This is a genomic window from Nonlabens agnitus (genome assembly GCF_002994045.1).
GTDB classification, from domain to species: Bacteria; Bacteroidota; Bacteroidia; order Flavobacteriales; family Flavobacteriaceae; genus Nonlabens; species Nonlabens agnitus.
Genome location: NZ_MQUC01000003.1, coordinates 757,829 through 781,553 on the forward strand (window position 1 = coordinate 757,829; position 23,725 = coordinate 781,553).

General features: G+C 38.7%; 16 protein-coding genes. 8 read left to right on the forward strand and 8 right to left on the reverse strand.

Annotated elements, in window-relative coordinates; all coding sequences use genetic code 11:
* Positions 1-51: 51 nt before the first annotated feature.
* The 3 genes from BST86_RS14860 to BST86_RS03645 all read right to left on the reverse strand — a co-directional run bounded on the left by BST86_RS14860 (position 52) and on the right by BST86_RS03645 (position 2,745).
* On the reverse strand, positions 52-192 hold the full coding sequence (locus BST86_RS14860; protein WP_172443307.1) for a hypothetical protein: 141 nt from the start codon (positions 190-192) through the stop codon (positions 52-54).
* Between the two features lie 182 nt (positions 193-374).
* Entirely contained in the window at positions 375-1,811 is a 1,437-nt protein-coding gene (locus BST86_RS03640) for an SLC13 family permease (protein ID WP_105982073.1), read from the reverse strand.
* Positions 1,812-1,824: 13 nt separating this feature from the next.
* Positions 1,825-2,745, reverse strand: coding sequence for an alpha/beta hydrolase family protein (locus BST86_RS03645; protein WP_105982074.1), 921 nt, complete (start codon positions 2,743-2,745; stop codon positions 1,825-1,827).
* A gap of 79 nt (positions 2,746-2,824) precedes the next feature.
* On the opposite strand from BST86_RS03645, the gene pdxR reads away from it, so the two are divergent.
* The 8 genes from pdxR (at position 2,825) to BST86_RS03685 (ending at position 13,835) form a co-directional block, all read left to right on the forward strand.
* Entirely contained in the window at positions 2,825-4,321 is a 1,497-nt protein-coding gene (gene pdxR / locus BST86_RS03650) for a MocR-like pyridoxine biosynthesis transcription factor PdxR (RefSeq protein WP_105982075.1), read from the forward strand.
* A 125-nt stretch (positions 4,322-4,446) separates the two neighbouring features.
* Entirely contained in the window at positions 4,447-6,108 is a 1,662-nt protein-coding gene (locus tag BST86_RS03655; protein ID WP_105982076.1) for a lamin tail domain-containing protein, read from the forward strand.
* A 30-nt stretch (positions 6,109-6,138) separates the two neighbouring features.
* The gene (locus BST86_RS03660; RefSeq protein WP_105982077.1) at positions 6,139-7,161 is read left to right on the forward strand and encodes a lamin tail domain-containing protein; all 1,023 of its coding nucleotides are present in this window, start codon (positions 6,139-6,141) and stop codon (positions 7,159-7,161) included.
* 14 nt (positions 7,162-7,175) lie between these two features.
* Positions 7,176-8,543 carry a C4-dicarboxylate transporter DcuC gene (gene dcuC / locus BST86_RS03665; protein WP_105982078.1) on the forward strand — a complete coding sequence of 456 codons (1,368 nt, stop codon included), beginning with the start codon at positions 7,176-7,178 and terminating at the stop codon, positions 8,541-8,543.
* Positions 8,544-8,545: 2 nt separating this feature from the next.
* A complete protein-coding gene (gene iadA, locus BST86_RS03670) occupies positions 8,546-9,691 on the forward strand; it encodes a beta-aspartyl-peptidase (RefSeq protein WP_105982079.1) in 1,146 nt (381 codons plus the stop codon).
* Positions 9,692-9,706: 15 nt separating this feature from the next.
* A complete protein-coding gene (locus tag BST86_RS03675; protein WP_105982080.1) occupies positions 9,707-11,035 on the forward strand; it encodes a porin in 1,329 nt (442 codons plus the stop codon).
* 2 nt (positions 11,036-11,037) lie between these two features.
* Positions 11,038-12,585 carry a M14 family metallopeptidase gene (locus BST86_RS03680; protein WP_242446453.1) on the forward strand — a complete coding sequence of 516 codons (1,548 nt, stop codon included), beginning with the start codon at positions 11,038-11,040 and terminating at the stop codon, positions 12,583-12,585.
* Positions 12,585-13,835: a hypothetical protein gene (locus tag BST86_RS03685; protein WP_105982082.1), complete on the forward strand. Its 1,251-nt coding sequence runs from the start codon at positions 12,585-12,587 to the stop codon at positions 13,833-13,835. Before BST86_RS03680 ends, BST86_RS03685 begins: the two co-directional genes overlap by 1 nt.
* A gap of 157 nt (positions 13,836-13,992) precedes the next feature.
* On the opposite strand, the gene BST86_RS03690 is transcribed toward BST86_RS03685, so the two are convergent.
* The 5 genes from BST86_RS03690 to BST86_RS03710 form a co-directional block, all read right to left on the reverse strand.
* Positions 13,993-15,405 (reverse strand): TolC family protein, encoded by a 1,413-nt coding sequence (locus tag BST86_RS03690; RefSeq protein WP_105982083.1) that lies wholly within the window; start codon positions 15,403-15,405, stop codon positions 13,993-13,995.
* A gap of 75 nt (positions 15,406-15,480) precedes the next feature.
* Positions 15,481-16,161, reverse strand: coding sequence for an ABC transporter ATP-binding protein (locus tag BST86_RS03695; RefSeq protein ID WP_105982084.1), 681 nt, complete (start codon positions 16,159-16,161; stop codon positions 15,481-15,483).
* 84 nt (positions 16,162-16,245) lie between these two features.
* Positions 16,246-18,663: an ABC transporter permease gene (locus BST86_RS03700; RefSeq protein ID WP_105982085.1), complete on the reverse strand. Its 2,418-nt coding sequence runs from the start codon at positions 18,661-18,663 to the stop codon at positions 16,246-16,248.
* A 63-nt stretch (positions 18,664-18,726) separates the two neighbouring features.
* Positions 18,727-21,168 (reverse strand): ABC transporter permease, encoded by a 2,442-nt coding sequence (locus tag BST86_RS03705; RefSeq protein ID WP_105982086.1) that lies wholly within the window; start codon positions 21,166-21,168, stop codon positions 18,727-18,729.
* 62 nt (positions 21,169-21,230) lie between these two features.
* Positions 21,231-23,675, reverse strand: coding sequence for an ABC transporter permease (locus tag BST86_RS03710; RefSeq protein ID WP_105982087.1), 2,445 nt, complete (start codon positions 23,673-23,675; stop codon positions 21,231-21,233).
* Between the last annotated feature and the right edge of the window lie 50 nt (positions 23,676-23,725).

Genomic DNA, 23,725 nt, shown 5'->3' on the forward strand with positions numbered 1-23,725 from the left:
CTAAAAATACTGCCTAAGGCCATAGCTACCGCATCTGCATGGTTATTGTATTCATAATTCTGCTGATGGACTCACTATTAGAGCAAAAAGTTGATGAATGGTCGTTGAGAAGTTCGCTTTCGCGAAAGCGAAACTTGCAAAAGCAGAATGCATTAGTAATTCATCTCCATCAATTTCTAAAATCACCAACATAGACTGGATGATGTCCTGTCTTAGAGAAACTTTGTTCTACAAATTCCATCTGTTTATTTGCCGATGCAGAATATTCAATGTTTTGATATTACTGGTCTTCTACACAATCAGGTGGAGAATAGGTGTACATTATTTATAAATTATGGGTCAAAACTGACCGTAGAAGTAGTCCTTAAATGATATTAAGATAAACCCCACAACCAAGGCAACACATAATAAACAAACAAAGTCAACACACCAATGGAAACCAAGTTCATCCAAACCCCTTTTTTTACCATGTCCTCAATAGAAAGGTAACCTGATCCAAAGACCACGGCGTTAGGTGGAGTCGCAACGGGTAACATAAATGCACATGAAGCGGCCACAGTAACACTCACAAGAAGTATATATGGGTCTATTTCTAGAATTGCAGCTAGAGTAACTACTATAGGAAGAAGCATTGCTGTGGTCGCCATGTTAGATGTAATTTCTGTAAGAAAATTAACGGAGGCGATAAGGAATAGAATTAAAAGGAAAATAGAAACCCCTTCTAGTGATGTCAATTTATTCCCTATCCATACAGCGAGTCCGCTTGTTTCAAAACCTAATGCGAGAGCCATACCACCGCCAAAAAGAATCAATATTCCCCAAGGCAACCTTACGGCATCTTCCCAACTCAATAAAGGCTCTTTAGTCTTTTTACTTGGGATCAAAAACATCAGAAACGCACCGGCAATGGCTATAATCGTATCATCAATAGCAGGTAGCCATTGCTGTAATAAAAAGGACCTACAAATCCATGCAATTGCGGTTAATGAGAAAACTATGGCAATCATCTTTTCCTCATACGACATTTTGCCTAGTGATTTCAATTGAAGATCGATCTCTTTTCTACCTCCAGGAAATTGCTTCTGCTCAAATTTGAAAGCAAATCTTGTCAAATAAACCCAACAGATAAACAGCAAGATGATACTTAAAGGAAAACCAAACAGAAACCACTGAGAAAATGATATTTCAGTATTAAAAGTACTTTCTACGACACCAGCTAACACTAGATTAGGAGGTGTCCCTATTAGTGTAGCCATACCTCCAATGGATGCACTATAAGCGATTGCAAGCATCAATGCTTTTCCAAAAATGAGCGTCTCATTCTTTTTAGTCAATGGATTGTCCTGCAATTGAACAACGATGGCTATTCCTACCGGTAGGATCATCACAGCCGTAGCCGTATTGGAAATCCACATGGATAAGAAAGCTGTTGCAATCATGAAACCTAGAATGATTTTGTTGACATTCGTACCTACGACTTTTATTATATTAAGGGCTATGCGTTTATGCAAATCCCACCGTTCAATGGCAATGGCTAGAATAAAACCACCAATAAAAAGAAAAATATATTTGTGACCGTAGGATTCTGTAGTTTCAGAGAGTGATAATCCGCCCGTTAATGGGAAGAGAATAATGGGTAAAAAAGCAGTTACAGCAATAGGCACAGCCTCAGTAATCCACCAGCTGGCAATCCAGGCAGTAGAGGCAAGTACAGCATTAGCCTCGTCACTCATTCCTTCTGGTCGAAAAAACCAGCGAATCAATACAAACAATAACGGTCCTAATAGTAACCCGATTTTCTTTTTTGTCATCCTCTTTTTTTATCTATTGATATAGCAAATCAGCTGCATTTTGTGAAGCTAATATATAATCATGATCTGCATTTGGCTGAATAACAAACCTCCAGTTGAATATCACATTATTCCTAGCCGCCAGATCTTCAGCGTACTCAAAAAAGTATTCTGCACGATCTTTTCGGTTTGTCCCTTGAGCATCTGCCTCGGCATTACGCCTTAAACTAGAAGCATTGGGATCATTATCATTGGCACCTACTTGAATAGTTAGCTTTCGCGAAAGCAAACTAGATATTGAAATACTATTCAAGGGAGAATCTGCAAACCCATATGGAAATGAAACCTGATTATTTGGAACTGTGTACCAACCAGAAGCTGATGCTACCATTTGGTCCATTCTTAGGTCTGGTTGAAACATGAGCAACCTATGAGCGAATTGCCCACCAGCAGAATGGCCATAGACATCATAAGTGCTACTCGTGTTATCAAGCTTTTCCTTGAAATCATCAAATAAGGGCTCGATAATGGAAAACGCCCATTCGTTTTCTGGATTGAGGCTTTCTGGTGTTGGGTTGTCACCATCGCTAAAAACATTCCCTAGATTATATCCATCACCTCCTGGAAAATTGGCCGTTGAGAACTCTGGCGCTATGACGATAAATGAATATCGATCAGACTTGCTCACCATAGCATTTCTATAATCTCTAGCATTCCTGCCACCTCCATGGAAAACAAATAAAATTTGGGTTGAAGGACTTACATCCATCGGGATATGATAATACACTTTCATTTCCCTTGAAGTTCCAGCATCTTGATAATTGTACCTATAGAAGCCGCTACCAGCTTCTAGGGTTTCATTCTCTTGAGATACTACATTATCTGGGTCACTGCAAGAAAGAAATAGAAAGCTGCTGCATAAGGCAACGTACAAGAATCGTAAAGCATTTTTCATTTTAAAAGGGACTTATTAGTTCCAACTTGAAAACTACGAGTAAATAGGTCTATATTTAAGATACCAATTACGACAAAAAATGAGTACCAATCATGACTTTGCAATCCAACGTATCATCAAACAATTTCAATATCAAGAAGATAAAGAGGAACTTGCAAAATACACTTTACTCTACAAAGCTATAAAAGCCAGCATTCACAATAGAGAACTACCGGATCACTGGCTCATGCCACCCACGCGAACTCTTTCGGTTGCTTTGGGATTGTCTCGTACAACGGTTTTGAAAGCCTATGAGTTGTTGTTGCTAGAAAAACTCATAGTCTCTAAAGCAGGTTCTGGCAATCGTGTCCGTTACAAGAGCGAATCTACATCAAGTCCTAAGTCACCCACAAATAATACTGATGGCAGCGGCTATCCAGAACTGTCTCTTAAAAGTCAGTCTTACCTAAAGAATATTAAATTAATCAATAGACTACCTACCAACGATGTGGCTTTCCGTCCTGGCTTGCCACCTTTAGACGCGTTTCCTGTTAATCAATGGAAAAAGCTTTTGAATGCATACTGGCGTCATATCAAATCTTCTGGATTGACCTATTCACAATCCGCAGGAATCTTGGAACTTAAGAAGAGCATCAGTAATTATCTTAATGTAAGTCGAAGTGTAAAATGTGATCCCAATCAAATTGTTATTGTTTCTGGATCATTACAATCACTATACTTGATAGCGAATACCTTGATCAATAAAGGGGACAAGGTAATTCTAGAAGACCCTGTATTCCCTAATGTCCATTCAGTTTTTAAAAGTAGTGAGGCGCAACTTATTCCAGTAGGTCTGGACGAGGAAGGTATCGATATTAAAGAATTGAGTCGTTCTAAAAATAAGTCGGCTAAGTTGGTTCACGTAACTCCTTCCAATCATTATCCATTAGGAGTTCGAATGAGCCTTAAGAGAAGGCAAGAACTGCTTATATGGGCTTCCAAAAACAAAGCTCTGATCATCGAGAATGATTATGAAAATGAAATTGCAAATTCTAGCGATGGCATTCCAACAATTTTCAGTCTGGATAATGAGGATCGTACAATATATATGGGGACTTTCAACAGGCTACTGCATCCTTCTATACGATTGGGGTATATGATTGTGCCTCAGTATCTCATCAAAGCAGTAGAAGCTCTTCAGGAGCACTCGCATAGATTTGTCTCGCCATCCATTCAGATCGTGATGAATCAGTTTATAGAGAGAAACTACTTGTATCAACACATTGAGAAGAGTATCGCTTTCGCGAAAGCGAGATTCCAACTATTTAAAAGTGAATTTGAGGAGCATTGTACTTCCATGTACATCCAACCAACTCCATTCTCTAGTTTTCATGTGCTCGCGTTATTTAAAGAATCAACAACCGTCGAGGAAGAGCAAGAAATGATCAGAAAATTAGGAGACCTTGAGATCACAGCCTTTTCATTAAGCAAATGTTACATCTCCAAAGCCAAAATGACAGGTTTGATATTGGGATATTCTTCAGTAAGACCTGCGGTTTTGAAAAGGAAAGTGAAACAGATGGGAAAGGTTTTGTGAGCCTAATAGATACCAAGATCAAAATTGGTATCATAAAATTTAGTCAATTGGTATTTATTAGAAGTGCAGTTTAGCCCTAGTTTTATTGCGACTTTACAAACTTACTTCACCTAAAATCATTGATTATGAAAAAAATTTACTTTTTACTTCTTCTTTGTTGTTCCTTAGGTACGGCACAAAACGTGACCATAACTAAGATAATTGAAACAGACTGTCCGTCTCCATTTGTCAAAACAGTAGAGCTTTACGTGGATGGAACGGTTGATTTTTCTACAGAGGTTGTTTTAAATTATATGCAGAATGGTGATGCATGGGCAGATAGACAAATCGATATCTCTGCTTTTGGCGTACAAAGCGATAAGTTCCTATATATTGTAAGAGATGAAGTCTTGAATCAAGCCGAGTTTCCTTCGACAACTTTTGACTCAAATAATACTATTGTGGTGGGTACTTCTACTAATGGTGATGATGGTTACCAAATTGTTTTGAATGGTGTTGTAGTAAGTCAGTTTGGTGAAACTTTGACTGATGGTACAGGTACCGCTTGGGAAACTGTAGATGCAGTTGCATCAAGAAAAAGTGGTATTCCAGATCGAGGAACTTTCGATATTACCCATTGGGACTTTTCTGGAGTAGATTCACTGGATGGTCAAACTGCTTGTAATGGCGGTTCTGGTGTGGAAGCATATCTTGCCACACTAGGTAGTAGTTACCCGTTGCAATCAGGTTCTGGTTGGACTCCAGCATGTTCGGTTTTACTTGGAGAGGATAGTGTAAGTTGTATTACTCAAGGCGTTGGGCTTGATGATGACACTTATACAGCAACATTGCCTTTTTCAGGAGCGAATAGCGGCAACACCTATACAGTCACGGCCTCTGCTGGTACGGTAGGCGGTGACGATCCTACAACTACTGAATCTGGTTCCATCATTGTGACTGACATTCCTGAAGGTACAGATGTTACAATAACAATTAACGACACGGCAGATGGTGGAGTATGTGATTTATCACGCAGTATTGCAAGCCCTTCATGTATTCCTCTAGTTCTTAATGAAATGCATTTTGATCCAGCTTCTGACATTAGTGGTGATGCAAATGGTGATGGTGTAAGGGATGCCTCAGATGATGAGTTTGTCGAGTTGATCAACACCTCTAATACTCCTTTAATATTAACAGGATTCACATTATCTGACGCTTCTCAAGTGAGACATATTTTTCCTGATCCTACCGTTGTACCAGCGAATGGAGTACTTGTGGTTTTTGGTGGAGGAATGCCAACAGGAACTTTTGGTGGAGCTATAGTTCAGACTGCTTCAGAAGGTGCGCTAAACTTGAATAATTCTGGTGACAATGTAGTATTGTCAAACCCTAATAGTAAAATCGCGATTGATTTTAATAGTTCCAGTGTTTCCGTTTCTTTCGGTGAAGACCAATCCGTTACTAGAAACCCTGACATTACAGGGGAATTTGTATTGCATACAGATGCAAATGCATCCTTGCTTTATTCACCAGGATTGAAGGTAGATGGAGGTACTTTAACCACTTCTAGCCTTACTCAAGAAAATTTTACGATCTACCCAAACCCAGTAAGTAATGGTATAGTCACCATACAAGGTGCGCCAGCTGGAACAAAAAACATTATTCTTTTTGATATGAATGGCCGTCAAGTCTATAATCAAACAACAGATATCAATAAAATTACGATCTCTGGTGTATCCCAAGGTATTTACTTGATGCGTGTATCAACTGAGAATAGCACGCAAACCTTAAAACTGATTGTCCAATAATAGCGCCAGTACCTCAAAACCTTTTTGAATATGAAATCAATATTTTCTAGAGTCATTTACTCACTATTGATAGTGACTTTTATCACAGCTTGCGAGACTGATGATGTTTTAGCCTCTTTAGTAGAGCTAGAAGCATCCCAAAATAGTCTGAGTGAGGCTGATGGTAGCGTTGTTGTAACTGCAGCCTTGAATGCGCCAGCCGCAAGTGATGTAACTGTTTCTTATATTATTTCTGGTTCCGCAACGCGAAGAACAGACTACACGGTTTCTGCTGACGAGATTGTGATTTCTAAAGGAGCTACATCAGGCGAGGTAACTATTAATGCAGTTCAAGACAACGACTTAGAAGAAGTTGAAACCATAGAATTCACTATCACTGCAGTTCAAAACGCTAATTTGGTAGGCGAATACACTGCAAGTATTTCTATACTAGATGATGACGCAGATACCGACAATGACGGAGTAGTAGATGCGCTGGATGATTGTGTGAACACACCTGGAGAAGTAAATAATAATGGTTGTCCATTTTTAGGCTTTATAATTAATGAGGTGTTGTATGATCCACCATCAGACTTACCTGGAGATGCTAATGGAGATGGATCTCGTAGTGCTAGTGATGATGAATTTGTAGAATTTTTTAATTCTGGAGAAGCATTAGATATTAGTGGATATGAAGTTTTTGATGAAGACAATTTTATTAGTGGTGATCCCAAGCATGTATTTCCTGCTGGCACTATCGTTCCAAGAAATGGTGTTCTCGTTCTATTTGGAGGTGGAACTCCCACAGGAAACTTTGGAGGAGCTATAGTCCAAACCGCTAATGGAGCTGACGGCAATCTTAATCTGAATAATGGAGGAGATATGCTCATACTTACAGATACTAGCGGAGCTACTGTGGTAAGTTTTGATATTAATCCGCTATCTGGTAACCCAGATGAATCCTACACCAGAAACCCAGATCTAACAGGAGATTTTGAGCAACATGCGCGAATAGATGCCGCTGAAGGAAGATTGTTCTCACCAGGAACTAAGTTGAACGGAACTTCATTCTAAAACCACATAACTGAATGAACCTATTAGGTCCCATACTGTCTTTAGTGTTTATCGTGATAACCGCGACTTTACTTCTAAAAAAGTATTACCCGCATGCGGTATTGTTGATCTCTGGTTTAACAATGTTGTTAGTGTCCTTATTATTGGACCTTAATATGCCCAATATTCTTACACCTACGGGTTTTGAAGGCTTTGATCTCTTCAGGTATATAAAGGAATCCTTTGCTAAAACCAATGCTGGTGTAGGTCTCATGATCATGACTATTGGTGGATTTGTTGCTTACTCAGATCACATTGGAGCTTCTAAAGCTTTAGTTTTTGTGGCTTTAAAGCCACTTAAGTTATTCAAAAAGCGGCCTTACCTAGCCGCGGCACTGGTAATTCCAATAGGTCAAATCTTATTTGTGGCCATACCTTCTGCCGCTGGCCTCGGCTTACTATTAATGGCTTCAATGTACCCTATTCTAATAAATCTAGGAGTTAGTAAGTTGTCAGCAGCTTCTGTGATTACAGGTTGTACAGCTTTCGGTATAGGACCAGCATCGGCAATAACAGCAAGTGCAGTCAGTATCTTAGAAACAGACTCGGCTTCTTTTTTCGTCAACCATCAAGTTCTATTGGTATTGCCTTTAACCTTGTCAATGATGGTCACATATTATTTTGTCAATAAGCACTTTGATAAAAAGAACCCAATCCGACAATTTGATGAGCCTACAGATGAAGATGAGCTCGAGGTTAAGGCCCCACTGATTTATTCAATCATTCCGTTGCTGCCTATCATTTTGCTTATCATGTTTTCAAAGCTTTTTACATTATTTGGAACACCTATAATATTAGACACTACTACAGCAATGTTCATCAGTTTATTTGTAGCACTAATTTTTGAGTGGATAAGAAAAGGAAATATTACTACTGTTTTTACTTCATTAAAGGTGTTTTGGAATGGAATGGGAAACATCTTTAAAACAGTTGTTACACTCATCATAGCTGCAGATATTTTTGCCAAAGGACTTATCAGTTTAGGTTTTATTGAAGGTTTGTTAAATCTTGTTCGAACTATTGGCTTTAGCGCTGTAGGTGTGATTATCGTCATGACGGTAATGATTTTTCTTGCTTCCATGCTTATGGGCAGTGGTAACGCATCTTTCTTTGCTTTTGGACCACTGGTACCGAAAATTGCCGCTAAACTCGGTGTAGACCCCATTAAAATGATATTACCTATGCAGTTGTCTGCTTCCATGGGTAGAACAGTTTCTCCAGTGGCTGGAGTGATCATCGCTGTCTCTGAAATTGCTGGAGTATCAACTCTTGCCATCGTTAAAAGAAATTTAATACCCTTAACCGTAGCATTAGTAGTAATGCTCTTACTCTTATTTATATAAGTATGCTCACACTCATAAAAAATGCAGATCTATATGCACCTAAACACTTAGGTAAGAATGATATTCTCATTGCTGGTGAAAAAGTGATTGCCATTGATAGTAATCTAAACCGATTTGAAAATGATGCTAAGGTTATTGATGCAAAAAGCAAGATGGTCACACCGGGTTTTATAGACCAGCATATTCACATTACAGGTGCTGGTGGTAAACATGGATTTGCATCTATGACACCAGAAGTTTCTTTGAGTGATTTGATCAAATGCGGCACAACCACAGTTGTAGGACTTTCAGGAACTGATGGGACGACTAGGGACATTAGATCGCTATACGCTAAGGCAAGAGCACTAGAACAAGAAGGAATAACGGCATATTTACTTTGTGGTTATTATGGCATTGATAGCTTGACCATAACTGAAAGTATACAGAGTGATATGGTATTTATCGATCAGGTTGTTGGTTGTAAAATAGCCATTAGTGACATACGATCTTCCTATCCTACGGCCCTAGAGTTATTGCGCAAGCTAAGAGAAGTTCGCGTTGGTGGTTTTACCGCTAACAAAAAAGGAATACTTCACGTACATCTGGGGAATCTAGATTCAGGTATGGATATATTGTTCGAGTTGGTAAACCATTACAAGTTTCCTATTCAGCATATCTCGCCCACACATGTAGGTCGTTCTAAAAAACTGTTTGATCAGGCTATCGCTTTCGCGAAAGCGGGTGGCAGCATAGATATAACCACTGGAGCATCACAGTACACAGAGCCACATAAATCTGTCTTATATGCGCTTGAAGAAGGCGTATCCATGGACCTTATGACATTTAGTTCTGACGGTCATGCAGGACTTACAAGAAGTGATGAAAATGGAAATTACCTAGGTGATAAGATCGCACCATTCAACACCAATTTTGAGCAAGTGGTGAAATTGATCCAAACAGGAAAGGTAACTGCAGAAGAAGCTTTGAAATTAATAACCTCTAGTCCAGCTAAGAATTTAGGTCTAGAGCTTAAAGGCCATCTAGCTGTTGGCAGCGATGCAGACCTTTGTTTTCTTGACGACAACTTGAAATTAACAGATGTTTTTGCACGTGGCAAACAGATGATGAAGGATAATGAAGTAATAATAAAAGGGAATTTTGAACAATAGCAACACCATAGATCGATGAAGATTTTACAGCATATAATACCCATTCTCTTTCTTTTGTTAGGAGTCGTGACTCAAGCACAGGAAGTACAATTGAATACGTATTCTTTCGGTGAAGGGCTTCGATTTCAGACGGGAAGTGGCAGCGAATTCAATATCAAAGCCTACCTACAACCTGCCTATGAAATAAAAGACTATACCGATGAGGATGAAATAGGACAGTTAAGTCGTTTTAGACTGCGTCGAGCACGTCTACGTCTGGATGGTAATTCTGCTAATGAACGTTTCTCCTACAGGTTACAAGTTGACTTGAGCGGTACATCTGAACTAGGTGACGACACTACTGGGAATTATTTATTAGATGCTTATGTTGCCTATGATGTGACCAGAACCATCAATATTGCTTTTGGACAACGTTCTACTTACACAGACAACAGGGAATTGTTTATGTTGTCTAATTCTTTACAACTGGTGGAGCGTAGTAGACTTACATCTGCCTTTGCGTCCATTCGAGAATTCGGAATTTTTGCTCAAGGAAGGTTTAGAACAGGAGGTGGATCTTATCTCAAGCCATATTTGGTTGTTACCAACGGTGATGGTTCCAACGCTTTTGGTAGAGACTTCGGAGGTTTAAAAGTAGGAGGTCGATTGGACTTCTTACCATTTGGACTTTTTACCAACTTCGGTCAGTTCAGACAAGCTGATGTGGTAAGAGAGTTGTCACCGAAACTAGTTGTTGGTGTCAACGGTAGTTACAACAGCGGTATTAGCTCAAGAAGAGGTCGTGAAAGCGGTGCAATCTTGTATTTGAATGACAATGATGAAGAATCGCTTCCAGATTATTCTAAAGTAGGTGTAGACTTCATGTTTAAATACAACGGTTTCTCTGTTCTAGGAGAATACGTGAAATCCTTTGCTACAGTTCCAACAGATATTACACAGCGTGTCCGTAACGATGGCTCGACTTCGACCAATTTTGACGTTAATGGTCAGCAAGACGTAGAAAACTATGTGAAAGGTAGAATGATGTTAGGTGATGGTTTCAATATTCAAGCGGGATATTTATTTAAAAATGGAATTTCAGTAGATGGACGTTTTACGCATCTTAATGCCGATGAAAATTCGTTCTTAAACAACGCCACTTTTTACAATCGACCCAATTACTACACATTAGGGGTTAGTAAATATCTAGCAAGAAATTATGGAGCTAAAATTCAGGCATCAGTAACCTATGTAGATGGTGATGGAATTAATGACAATCAAGGAGAAGCTTTTGTAAATAGCATTGGTGATCCTAGAGATGTGAATGAATGGATCGCCAGAATACAATTAACCTTATCCCTATAAATATGAGAAGCATACTATTTTTATTATTAGGAGCAATAGGTGTAAGCTGCTCGCCTTTGGCACAACCCGTACCTCAAAGAAAAGAGATCACAGAACGTTTTTTTGCAGATGCAGATACAATCAAAAATGTCACACCTGCGCTTCAAAAAGATCGTGGATTTACTAATTATGAAGAACTCACTGGTTTCTTAAGTAATTTGGAATCTAAAAAACCAGACTGGATTGATGTCAGTTATATAGGAGAGTCTCAAAAAGGCTATAAAGTTCCTATGATCACTATATCTAATAAGTCCGCTCAAGGCGAAAAGATAAAAGTCTGGATGCAAGCAGGACTGCACGGCAACGAGCCAGCAAGTACCGAAGGTTTACTATACTTATTACATGAGCTGGTCAATAATCCAGAGTACACGTATTTATTAGATAAGCTGGATATACGAGCAGTGCCTATGGCAAATATCGATGGTTATTTAAAACAGAGTCGCTATGCCAAAAACGGGCTTGATTTAAATAGGGATCAAACAAAACTGATGGCTCCAGAGAGCGTTTTCCTAAAGCAGGAATTCTCAAATTATGACGCCCAAGTAGCGCTTGATTTTCATGAGTACAATCCATTTAGAAGAGATTTTGCAAAAATGAGTTCATTCGGCATTATAGGGTTGTATGACATCATGTTTCTTACTTCAGGGAACCTAAATGTTCCTCAAAACCTAAGAACCTTAACTGATTCTCTTTTTGTTGGAAACACTATGAAGGTTTTAGATCAAAACGGTTTGACGCATCATCAATACATATCAACCACAGATTATAAGGGAGCGATTCACTTCAACCAAGGTTCTAACAATTCTCGATCTAGTGCTACCTCTTATGCATTGACAAATGCCGTATCCTCTTTAATAGAAGTTAGGGGTGTGAAATTGAATAAGACATCTTTTAAACGAAGAATAACCACGACTTTCTTAGTTGGGTTATCTTATTTAGAAACAGCGTATAACAATGATGAATTAGTTAGAAAAACCATTCAGCAAGCGCAAAAAGGGCAAGAATCTATAAGTGTGACGAGTAGCAAAACTGTTTATGAAGGAACTATCGAAGCGATTGATGTGGATACTAGAGAAATAATTAAAATGGAGGTCACCTTAAGGGATGCCATTAAAATGAATCCAGAATTAACTAGAAAGCGACCAGAAGCTTATTTGATAAACAAAAATCAAAAAAAGATTGTGGAAAAGTTGAAGGTTCTAGGAGTAGAGCTAGAGCAGCTTTCTGAAGAAAAAAATTATAGCGTTGAAAGTTTTCAAGTGACCAACTATGATCGTGCTAACGCCAAGTATGAGAAAATGAATTTACAAGATGTAAGAACAAAGTTGGAAAAGAAATCAATCACTTTCCCAAGAGGGACTTACATCATATACACAGATCAAAAAAACGCTCCAATTATCACTGAGGTATTGGAACCTGAAGCTCCAAATAGCTTCGTAAGCTTTGGAGTCTTAGAAACTGATTTGAACCGAGAACTACCTATTTACAGATTACCTAAAACAATACCATAATGAATACATTGACAAAATATATTACCTGTTTTCTTTTGGCAAGTTGTGTCATGACCATGAGTGCTCAAGTAGATCGAGACGACGATGAGGATAGAGAAAGAGAACCTAACACAGCAGATTTTCGTTTGGGTCAAGGCCTTCAATTCTCTTTGAATGAAGGAGATTATAAATTTCACATAGGTGGTTTTATTCAACCTGCAGTAGGTTATGAAAAATTAGGAGAGGCGAGTGCAGATTACCAATTCAATGCTAAAAGAGCTTTCTTTATCATTGACGGTACCGCAGTAAAGGAAAAGGTCAGCTTCCTATTGCAGACCGATTTTAGTTTTAATGAGCCTTTGCTAGATGCTTGGGTAGCTTATCATCCCACAAAAAGTATTACAATAACAGCAGGTCAAAAACAGACCTTCTTGAACAATCGGGAGATGATTTATAGAGAGGATAAGCTACAATTCACAGAGCGTAGTCGCTTGAGTCAATTATATAGCAATACAGGTAGGGAGTTTGGTTTGTTTGTTCAAGGAAGGTTTGGTGAGAGTTTTGGAATTGCTCCTGGGATTGCAATGACTTCGGGTGACGGTAGAAATTCTTTTGGTTCTGATTCAAGGGATGCTGATAAAGGAGGATTGAAATATGGAGCACGTCTAGATGTTTATCCATTAGGGTATTTTAAAGATGGGAATGATCAATATACAGCAGATCTAGGTCGCGAAGAATCCTTGAAGGTGTTGATCGGAGGAGCGGTGAGTCAAAATAATGGAGCTAGTAACGCTAGTGGTGAAGGTCATGGAGATTTTCTTTTTTATGATATTAATGGTAACGAGGAACTTCCAGACTATTCCCAAGCTTATGTTGATCTATTAATGAAGTACAAGGGTTTCTCTTTTTTAGGAGAATACGTGAATTCAAGCGCTAGTAATTTGGGAACCCCATTTTTAGATACTAATGCAAATGATATTCTCGCTCCAACAGAGGTCAGTGAATATTTAGTATTAGGGGATAGCTATAGTTTACAAGCTGGCTATGTGACTAAAAGTGGTTTTAGCTTAGACTTGAGGTATGAAAATACCAATCCAGAGTTTGAAAATAACTTAAGCTCTCTATTGCGTGACTCCAACAGCTATACTATAGGTTTGACAAAATATTTTTTAGATCACAATTTGAAACTACAAGCCTCCTTTAGTAAAATAGAATTTGCACAAGGAGACGATTTAAATGTAGGAGAACTGGTATTCCAGATAGTTTTTTAATAAGCCAACTCTATTGCTCTTTGTAAAATCTAAAGTTTCCATCTGTTTATTTGCCGATGCAGAATATTCAATGTGTTGATATTACTGGTGTAGATGCAAATAGGGTGTAGAAAAGGTGTACTTTATTTCCAGGAATTAAACCTTTTAAATAAATCTTTCAATTTATGCCAATACGATAGTATTCAAGAATCTTGATACGCAGCGCATATGAATATTTGATGTTGGTTAAACTAATCCGCGCATTTTCCAAGGTGTTTTTGCTTAAAATGTAATCTGTGCTGTTGGACGCGCCGTTTTCAAATAGGACGTTGTTGATGCGCAGAGACTCTTCATAGGCTGCCACCTGCTCTTCTAGTAATTTATAATTCTCACGAGCGGCGACCATGGTGGTATATGAAGTCTTTATGGCTTGTTTAAGGTCGAGTTGGGTCTGATTCAGCTCTACTTGAGCTTGTTTATTTCTAATCTTTTCAAGACCCGCATTATTCTTTGCATTGAAACCGTTAAAAATGGGAATGCGTACAGCCAATCCATAGGACGTACTAAGGTTGTTTTCAAACTGGTCACGATACCCAATCTCTGCAGATTCGAACGTAGTACTCTCTCTAAGTACAGGAACATCAGTACCATTAAAGGTTACAAAGTCGCCTGTTTCTTCCACAACTGTACCGCTATCGTTAAATAATCGTGCAGCACTAGAATAGTTGGTGTTTAGATTTGCAAAAAAGCTGATTTCTGGAACGTATTGGGATCTGGCGACTGCGATACTCTTTTCGGTCGCTTGAACTCTTAAATCGCTGGCTTTTAAGTCAGGAAAGTTTCCTAATGCCTGAACGTAAACCTCTTCAAATGTATATTTGTAATCCAAATCATCCAAAAGGATCTCCTGCACATTTTGATTAATGTCATCGTTTGAGTTGACCAGTCTATTCAAGTCAATCAAAGCAAGGTCCAGCGCATTTTTGCTATTGATGACTGCAGCCTTATCGTTGGCAAATTGGCCTTGAAGATCTCTGTATGCAGCAGGACTGCCACTTTCTTCCTCAAATAAAGACTTAAGCCTATTGAGTTGTTCTTCCGTACTGAGTACTCGGTTCTTGGAAAGCTTGACTAGTTCACGTGAATTAAGTACCTGAAGATAGGCAAGTGTCACATTTAGAATGAGGTTTTGTTTTGCGGCCTCTACCTCCATTTGAGAGGCCTGCAGATTCAGTTTGGCCTGTTTCCACTGATTTACGAGATTGAAACCGTTAAAAATGGTGGCATTTAAATTTACACCAAGGTTGGAAAAAGTCAACTCCTCATTTATGAAGTCATTGGTAAAAGGGTCAATGCTACGACCTTCGGCAACACCTAAATTGTAGTTTCCGTTGATGCTGGGTAGTAACGCATTCTTGTTCTGCTTGAAGTTGATAGAACTGGTTTCTGCCGCAAGCTTGGAAGAGGTAAATTCTGGATTATTCTGTAGCGCCATTTCAATACAGTCCTGCAACGAGATCGCATCGTCAGTTTGTGCACAGAGCAGCAGCGGTAAGAGTAGGGAAATGAGGTATATGATGATTTTGTTCATGTTGCAATTATTGGTCTATGAGTATATTAGCGGCAAGTATTTGGTCTATATTCGATAAGCTTGTTTCTATTTACCTTAAGCATTCTCTTTTTTAGAATTACGCATACCATCCAGCAAATGGATTGTTCTCGTACCGTAACTGGCGTTTTTTTCTGAATGTGTGGCCTGAATGATGGTCACGCCTTCTTTATTTAGCTCGCGGAATAATTCCATGATCTCGTCGCTTTGGGCGCTGTTCAGGTTTCCGGTCGGTTCGTCTGCAAGAAGGAGCTTAGGTTTTGCAATTAAGGCTCTTGCAACACCTACAAGTTGCTGTTGTCCACCAGAAAGCTGAGAAGGAAACAGATCTTTCTTCCCTACAATATTGAAGCGGTCAAGGATATCTGCGACTAGCGCTTTGCGTTCTGAAGATTTGACTCCTTTATACAGCAATGGCGTTTCAATATTTTCATAAACAGTCAACTCGTCTATCAAATGATACTGCTGGAACACAAATCCTATGTATTCCTTATAGAGTTTAGATTTCTGCTTTTCCTTGAGCGAATGAACTGATTCTTCCAGAAATTCATATTCACCTTCCTGAAATCCATCTAGCATACCTATAACATTGAGCAAAGTTGATTTCCCAGAACCTGAAGGTCCCATGATGGATATGAATTCGCCTTCTTCTACTTTAAGGCTTAGATCATTTAAAAGAAAGACGCGCTTGCCGCCTTGAGTGACCCATTTGTAAAGATTGTTTAGTTGTAATAGCATGTTTGTTTTTTAATTTTATTATTTAAGGAATTACGCTTTCGCGAAAGTGATATCTCGATAAAAATGCTTGCAAGCATCTATCCTTTATTCTGTTTTCAAACTATTGACAGGGTTTGCAGTAGCAGATTTATACGATACGATACTGACAATTATTGACGAAAGTATCAGAACCATAACGGCGGCCACCACAAAAACGAGTGGCTGAATGTCTGTACTGTAAGCAAAATTGTTGAGCCATAAATTAGTTACCCACCAGGCTACGGGAGCGCTTATGGCGAGTCCTATCAACACAAAAGTGACGTATTCTTTAACGGATAATTTCAAGATCTGAGCAACTGATGCTCCCAACACCTTGCGTATCCCAATTTCCTTAGTTCTACCTACAATCAATAGTAAAGTAACTCCAGTAATACCGATGGATGCTAGTAAAATAGCGATTCCATTGAGTATGAAAATGAGTTGCGCTGTTTTAGTATCTTGAGCGTGCAAGGTTTCAAATTTTTGATCTAGGTACTCGATTTCTAGTGGGAAAGGATTTTCAAGTCCAGCGTACAAGTTTTGGATCTTTTTTACGGTCGATTCGGTTAAGTTGAAATCGTAAGAAATTATACTCATGCCGCCCATGCGCACTCGATCTGACACGGTTATAAAATATGGTTTGATCGATTCTCTAAGAGAAAACACATTGATATCTTCATAAAAACCATCGATAGTAAATGGAATCCCGTAATCACCACTTTCAGTTTGATAGGTAGGTTCGGTAATGATTTGTGTGCCTATAAGATCGTCGATGGGAACGCCTTTGATTTGAGCAAAACGTTCGGCAGCAGATCGGTTGATAAGGTTGCGGTTAGGTCTGTTTTCGGGATTTTCAAAAACGGCAGGCGATAAAGTGGTTTTTAAATTATACGCCTGTATCGCTGCATAATCCAGGTAGAACTGATTGCTATCATCATAAATAGTTTCCAGACCTTCAAGTTTATATTCTAATTGATTGAACGGTTCAATCCCAAATGAAGATCCGTTACCTACAAAATTCACTTCTGGAATGGAGCGTAATTGATCTTGAAAGACATCTAGATTTTCAGGGGATGAAAACGTAAATAAGACACCTTCTTTTTGAAAACCTAGATCTTTCCCATTGATATAAGTAATCTGCTGATACATAAAATAGGAAACCGATGTTACACCGATCAAGATCGCAATCTGGCTAACAATTATGTATTTGCGCAAGGAGAAATGTTCAAACTTGCGCTCGCTTAGTTTTTCTTTAAAGAGACTCAATACATTTTTAGTAGCTAGTAATAAAGTTGGAATAATGCTCGCTAATGCAGCAATAATCATAGAAATCAAAACGATCAATCCAAAAGTTTCTAGGTCAAGCAATGGATTGCTAACTAACGCTACTTTCATAAAATCATTAAATAGAGGTACAACCACGATCAGAGATAGAATCAAAATGGGAAGTGCTGCCAGTACGAGCATCATCGCTTCAACGGTGAATTGAATAGCAATATAAGTGCTGCTGGCTCCTAGAACCTTACGCACACCAATCGTTTTCGATTGTTTGGTTTTAAGCGCAATAGTAAAGTTGGCATAATTAAATAAGGTGATTAGAATTATCAATGCTCCAAAAGCACCAATGATATATATATACGTCGAATTCCCAGGAGTTTTGAGCTCGTACAGGATGTTGGATTTTAAGTGTATATCGGTGATCTTCTGTATAAAATGGCCTTTGTAGGTATCATTTGTAGCGAGACTAGGATTTACCTTTAAAATATTCTGATCGATGCGTTGCGCAATTGCCGTAGCATCCGTATTTTTTGATAATTCAATATATACATTACTTCCCCAATAAGGCACAGTTTCTTGGTGTACTGCGATCTGAAAATCAAAATGCGAATTCACAGGAACATCCTCAATAATTGCTGCAATGGTATTAGTCTCGCCAGCAAGTTGAATAGGTTGATTGACTAGTGTAGCAAGCGTTCCTGTAGTTAATTTACGTGCAGTTGATTCATTGATGAGCACAGAATTTCCGACCTCGGCAAAGGTTTTAAAACTTCCAGCAATGATTTTCCAGCTGAACATTTCTGTAAAACTCGCTGGAGTATTGGTTTTTAAAATTCCGTTTTGCTCTAATTCTATATCGCGGTAATTAAGGTATTCCAGATCGTTGGAGACAATAAAATGAGTTGCATTGTTGATACCAGCCACATCTTTTATCACTTGCACCTGATTCACCTGATTCTCGCCACTTGCATCACTCCAATTGCCAAAACCGACTACCGCATAATCCTGTGTGCGCTGCGTTCTTCCAACTCGGTACAATTGATCACTCTTCTCATGAAACTGGTCAAAGCTATTTTCAAATCGCAAGTAACTTATAGCTAAATAGATAACAAGTAATCCAGTGACTAGGCTTACCATATTAAGAATGGTAAATGTGGAGTTGCTTTTTAGGCTACGGTATGCGGTTTTAATATAATTCTTGAACATGGTTGTATTTTTTTAAAATGTTTTCGCTTTCGCGAAAGCGAAAATCTGAGATTTACTGTTTGATCATTCCGTTTTCAAACTATTGACAGGGTTCTTCATTGCTGTATTTATCGTCTTAAAACTCATGATTAGAAGAGCGAGAATTACCATCCCTAGACCGCTAATTGCAAAAATCCACCAACTCAATTCCGTACGGTTTGCAAAATCCTGTAACCAGCTATTTAAACCCCAATAAGCAATAGGTGTTGCAATCAAAAACGAGATACCAATAAGCCATAGGAAATCCTTGCACAACAATACATTCAGTTGAGTGATCGTTGCTCCCAACACCTTGCGTATCCCTATTTCCTTCACGCGTCTTTCTGTATTGTAGATAACAAGTCCTAAGAGTCCCAAACAGCTAATTAATACCGATAAGCCCATTACCCAATTAAGTAGTTTTGACATGCTACGTTCTTTTTCATAGAAGCGAGCAACGGTCTCATCCATGAAATTGATGGTCATTTCATCATCTGGATACACTTCATTGAAACGATCTTCAATATTTGATAAAGTGGTTGATAAATTGTCATTTGAATTATTATTGATCGCGATATGAACAGTACTAAACTGCGAGAAGTGCCTACGATAAATATCTCCTGTGAGCGCCATTGGTTTGACGTCATACTTTAAGGAGCCATTCTGAAAGTCTTTCATCACTCCAGTAATTATTAATGGAGAAGTATCTGGATTTATAGTTTGGTTGAGTGCCTCTTCTGGTGTTGCAAAACCTAGCTTTTTAAGAGCTGCTGTATTGAGAACAGTTTCATTAATCGTATCGTTTAATGGCATGCGTCCAGCGACTAGAGGAATCTCATAAAGGTCTAAGAAGTTGGAATCTCCAAAGACAACATCAATATCTGTCTCACGTTCACCATTTTCTCCATTGATTTTAAATAATGTCTTATAATTCACCTGTACTGGTGTTCCGCCACCTAGACTTAGGTTATTAATTTGAGGTAGGTTTTGTAATTTTTGGGCCAGTAGTTCTCTACTTTCAATGCCTTCTACCTGAGCTGGCGTATCGATATAAACGATAGCGTCTGTTTTGAAACCTAAATCCTGATTAAGCAGGAAGTGAATTTGTTTTCCCACCAAGAGTGTTGCGATGATGAAAATATAGGCAATGGTAAATTGGAAAACGGTGAGAAACTTACGCAGACCATTCTTCCCGCTATCTGTTTTGCTTTCACCTTTCAGAACTTTAGCAGCTTTGAATTTTGACAACACCACACCAGGATAAAATCCTGCTAAAAATGTTACCGTTATGATTAATACCACCATAAAGCCTAACAGGTATGGATCTGCAAGCATGGATAAACTGATACCATCTGCAATGAAATCACTGAATATATGAATCAGCCATACCGATAAGCCTAAGGAGACCAAAGCTGCGATGATCGTCAGAATAAAAGTCTCTCCCAAAAATTGTGCAATCAATTGCTTTTTTGAACTTCCTAACGTTTTACGTATTCCTATTTCCTTAGAACGTTGCGATGCCTGTGCTGTATTTAGGTTAATAAAATTAACGCAGCCCAAAAGCAATAGAAACAATGCAATACCGCCCAGCATGAGCATGACTTCTTTGTCTGCAGTACTACTGGTGTTATCAAAGTTCCTAAAACGTTGATCAAAATGTAAATCGGCTAAAGGTTGGGCGTAAAATTCCCTTGACATTCCCTTTTTGCGATCTTCCTGGTCATCATGGGCTGCAGCAGTTTTATCCAGTTGACTTTGAAAGTTTTCAATGCTTGTGCCTTCATCTAATTTGACAAATAGCTGACTGGAACTACTGATGTTGATCCAGTTGGGTGTTTGGTACTTATTTATATCTGTTTGATCGACGGTTGCGAGTGAAATGAATTCTTGGAACACTAAATCAGTTCGTTCTTCAAAATCTGCTACAATCCCTGTGACGGTTGCATTTATAGAATCGTTATAGATCAAGGTTTTACCCATGATCTGTGATGGATTTATATTGGGGAAATACTGGTTAGCTCTAGATTGAGTCAATACAACCTCGTTAGGATTGAGTAGTTGCTGGTTACTAAAACCAGCAATCCATTGGTATTCGAATATTTCAAAGTAATCTTGATCTGCCAGTGTTATAAATGTTGGTTCTTTTATAGGGTTCTCATCCTTAGAAATACTTACATTAGATGGACGGTATAAAAAGATTTGCGCGCTGCCTTCCACGCCTGTAAAATTTTCTTTTACATCCTGAGCCAGTGGTTGTGGGACACCAGCGAAAAATGAAGGCCCGTCAGCAGAATTGAATACGCTGGTCACTCGATACGTACGATCACCATCTGTGTGGAACTGGTCAAAGGTAAAATCATAATATACCATCATTCCAATGACTATCGAGGCGCTTAGTCCTATGGACAGACTAATGATGTTAATTAGAGAAAAGATCTTATTCTTTCTCAGATTTCTCCAGGCGATTTTGATATAGTTCTTGAACATAGTTTTATTGTTTTTAATGAGTTCGCTTTCGCGAAAGCGAAAACATAAGTTTTAGCGTTTGATCATTCCGTTTTCAAACTATTGACAGGGTTCTTCATGGCTGTATTTATCGTCTTAAAACTCATGATCGCAAGTGCAATGATGATCATTCCTGTTCCACCGGCCATAAATACCCAAAAGCTGATTTCGGTCTTGTAAGCAAAATCAGTGAGCCAATGGTTCATGAAATAGTAGGCGATAGGAGTAGCGATTACAAAAGCAATAATGACCAATATCAAAAAGTCCTTGCACAGTAAATTGTTGATCTGAATGACCGTAGCGCCCAGCACTTTGCGGATTCCTATTTCTTTCGTGCGACGTTCTGTGGTATGAATCACAAGTCCCAATAACCCCAAGCAGCTTATCAAAACTGCGAGGCCTGTAGCCCAATGAAGTAAGGTAGAGATGCGTTGTTCTTCTACATAAAAGTTTGCAATGCTTTCATCTACAAAAGTTACCTGAAAGGTTTCACCTGGATAGACCTTGTTGAACTCTTGCTCTACATGGTCTAAAGTTTCTTGCCAGCCAGTGGAAGACGTTGCCACAGTAATATGCGCATACCTAAACTGTGTCCTGCGATCCCTGCTCGTATCACCAGTAAAAACTAAAGGGATTATTCCCGATTTGAGCGACCGCTGGTTGAAATCTCCCATGACGCCCACGATTAGTTTAGGCTTGCCATTCATTTCAATATACTTATTGATGGCATCTTCAGGCCTCTTAAAGCCAAAATCTCGCATGGCGGTTTGATTGATCACATACTCTTCAATCGTATCGTTCATTATTGTTCTACCAGCCAGTAATGGTATATTATAGATGTCGAGATAATCTGTGTCACCGTTCAGTACTTGAATTTCTGTAGTAATTTCTTCTTGACCATTTTTGTAAACAGCAGTACGAGTAGCCATATTTTGGGAAGCTGGTGGTCTTCCACCTAGACTTACTTGGGAAATATTTGAAATACTCTTAATACCATTTTCCAAAACCTGTCTATTATCAAATGTTTGATCTTGCCAAGGCGTCTCTATAAAAGCAATGGTATCTGTCTTAAAACCTAAGTCTTTATTCGTCATAAAATGAATTTGCTTGCCTACAAGGATGGTGGCAATGATAAATACCTGTGCGATGGTAAACTGGAAAACAGTAAGCACCTTGCGCGTACCATTACTATTATTGGAAATGGCAGCATTTCCCTTAATTACTTTTGCAGGTTTAAAATGAGAGAGAACAAGTGCAGGGTAGATACCAGAGAGAAGAGCTACCGTTATGAATAAGACTATTATAAATAGGATTATTTGAGGTTGTAGTAGTATAGTCGCATCTAGACCTTTAGGTATAAACTCTGCAAAAATTTGAAGCATCCAGACCGATAGAGCAATGGAGACTATTACAGATATTCCAGTGATTATAAATGTTTCTGTCAAAAACTGAACGATCAACTGTTTTCTAGAACTACCTAATGTTTTACGTACACCTATTTCTTTAGCTCGTTTGGTAGCTTGTGCAGTGTTGAGATTGATGAAATTGATGCTTCCTAGTAGCAGCAAAAAAAGAGCTACTCCAGCTATGGCTAGGAGAACTTCTTTGCTGGATTGTAGAACCGTGTAGTCATAGATGCCGTAATCGTCATTTAAATGTAGATCTGATAAGGGTTGCATTCTAAATTGGCGCTTTTGCCCAAATTGTTCTGAATATTCATCCTTATGGTTTAAAGCAAGTTGATCAAGCTGCGCTTGGACAGTTTTTGAACTAGTATTCTCTTGAAGTTTGATAAAAATATTATTTGCAGTGTTGGTCATTCCCCAATCATCTGTAAATATTTGATCGCTGTCATTCGTTTGCTTGGCAGTCTCTAGAGATACGAACTCATTAAAGATCAAATCAGTCCGCTGTTCAAAATCAGCAACTATGCCTGTTATTTGAGCGGTGATAGTCTCGTCATAGGTAATCGTTTTACCAATTACATCGTTGGGAAGTAGATCTGGAAAGTATTCCTTAGCACGTTTTGTGGTTAGAATGACTTGATTAGGTTGGCTCAAAGCATTGCTTTTTGATCCAGCGATCCATTCATAATCAAACAATTCAAAATACCCTTTATCAGTTAGAATAATCTTTTCTAGATCTGTAAATAATTGATCAGAGGATTCTACTCTAGATTTCCCGACCCACCAGTTATAAAAGTAGGCAGACTGCTCAATGCCAACGATACCTTCTCTAGCTTCATAACGCATAGGTGCTGTTATGCCACTGTAATATTCTGTGCCTTGCGCATCTTCCATATCAGTAACTAATCGATAGATACGATCACCATCTTTATGGAAGGTGTCAAACGTAAAATCATAGTACACCATCATTCCTATGACAAATGAAGCGCTAAGTCCTATAGAAAGACTGATAATATTGATAAGAGAAAAGATCTTATCTCTCCACAAACTTCGCCAGGCGATTTTGATATAGTTCTTGAACATGATGTGTTGTTTTACGATAGATGTTTTTACGCTTTCGCGAAAGCGAAGTC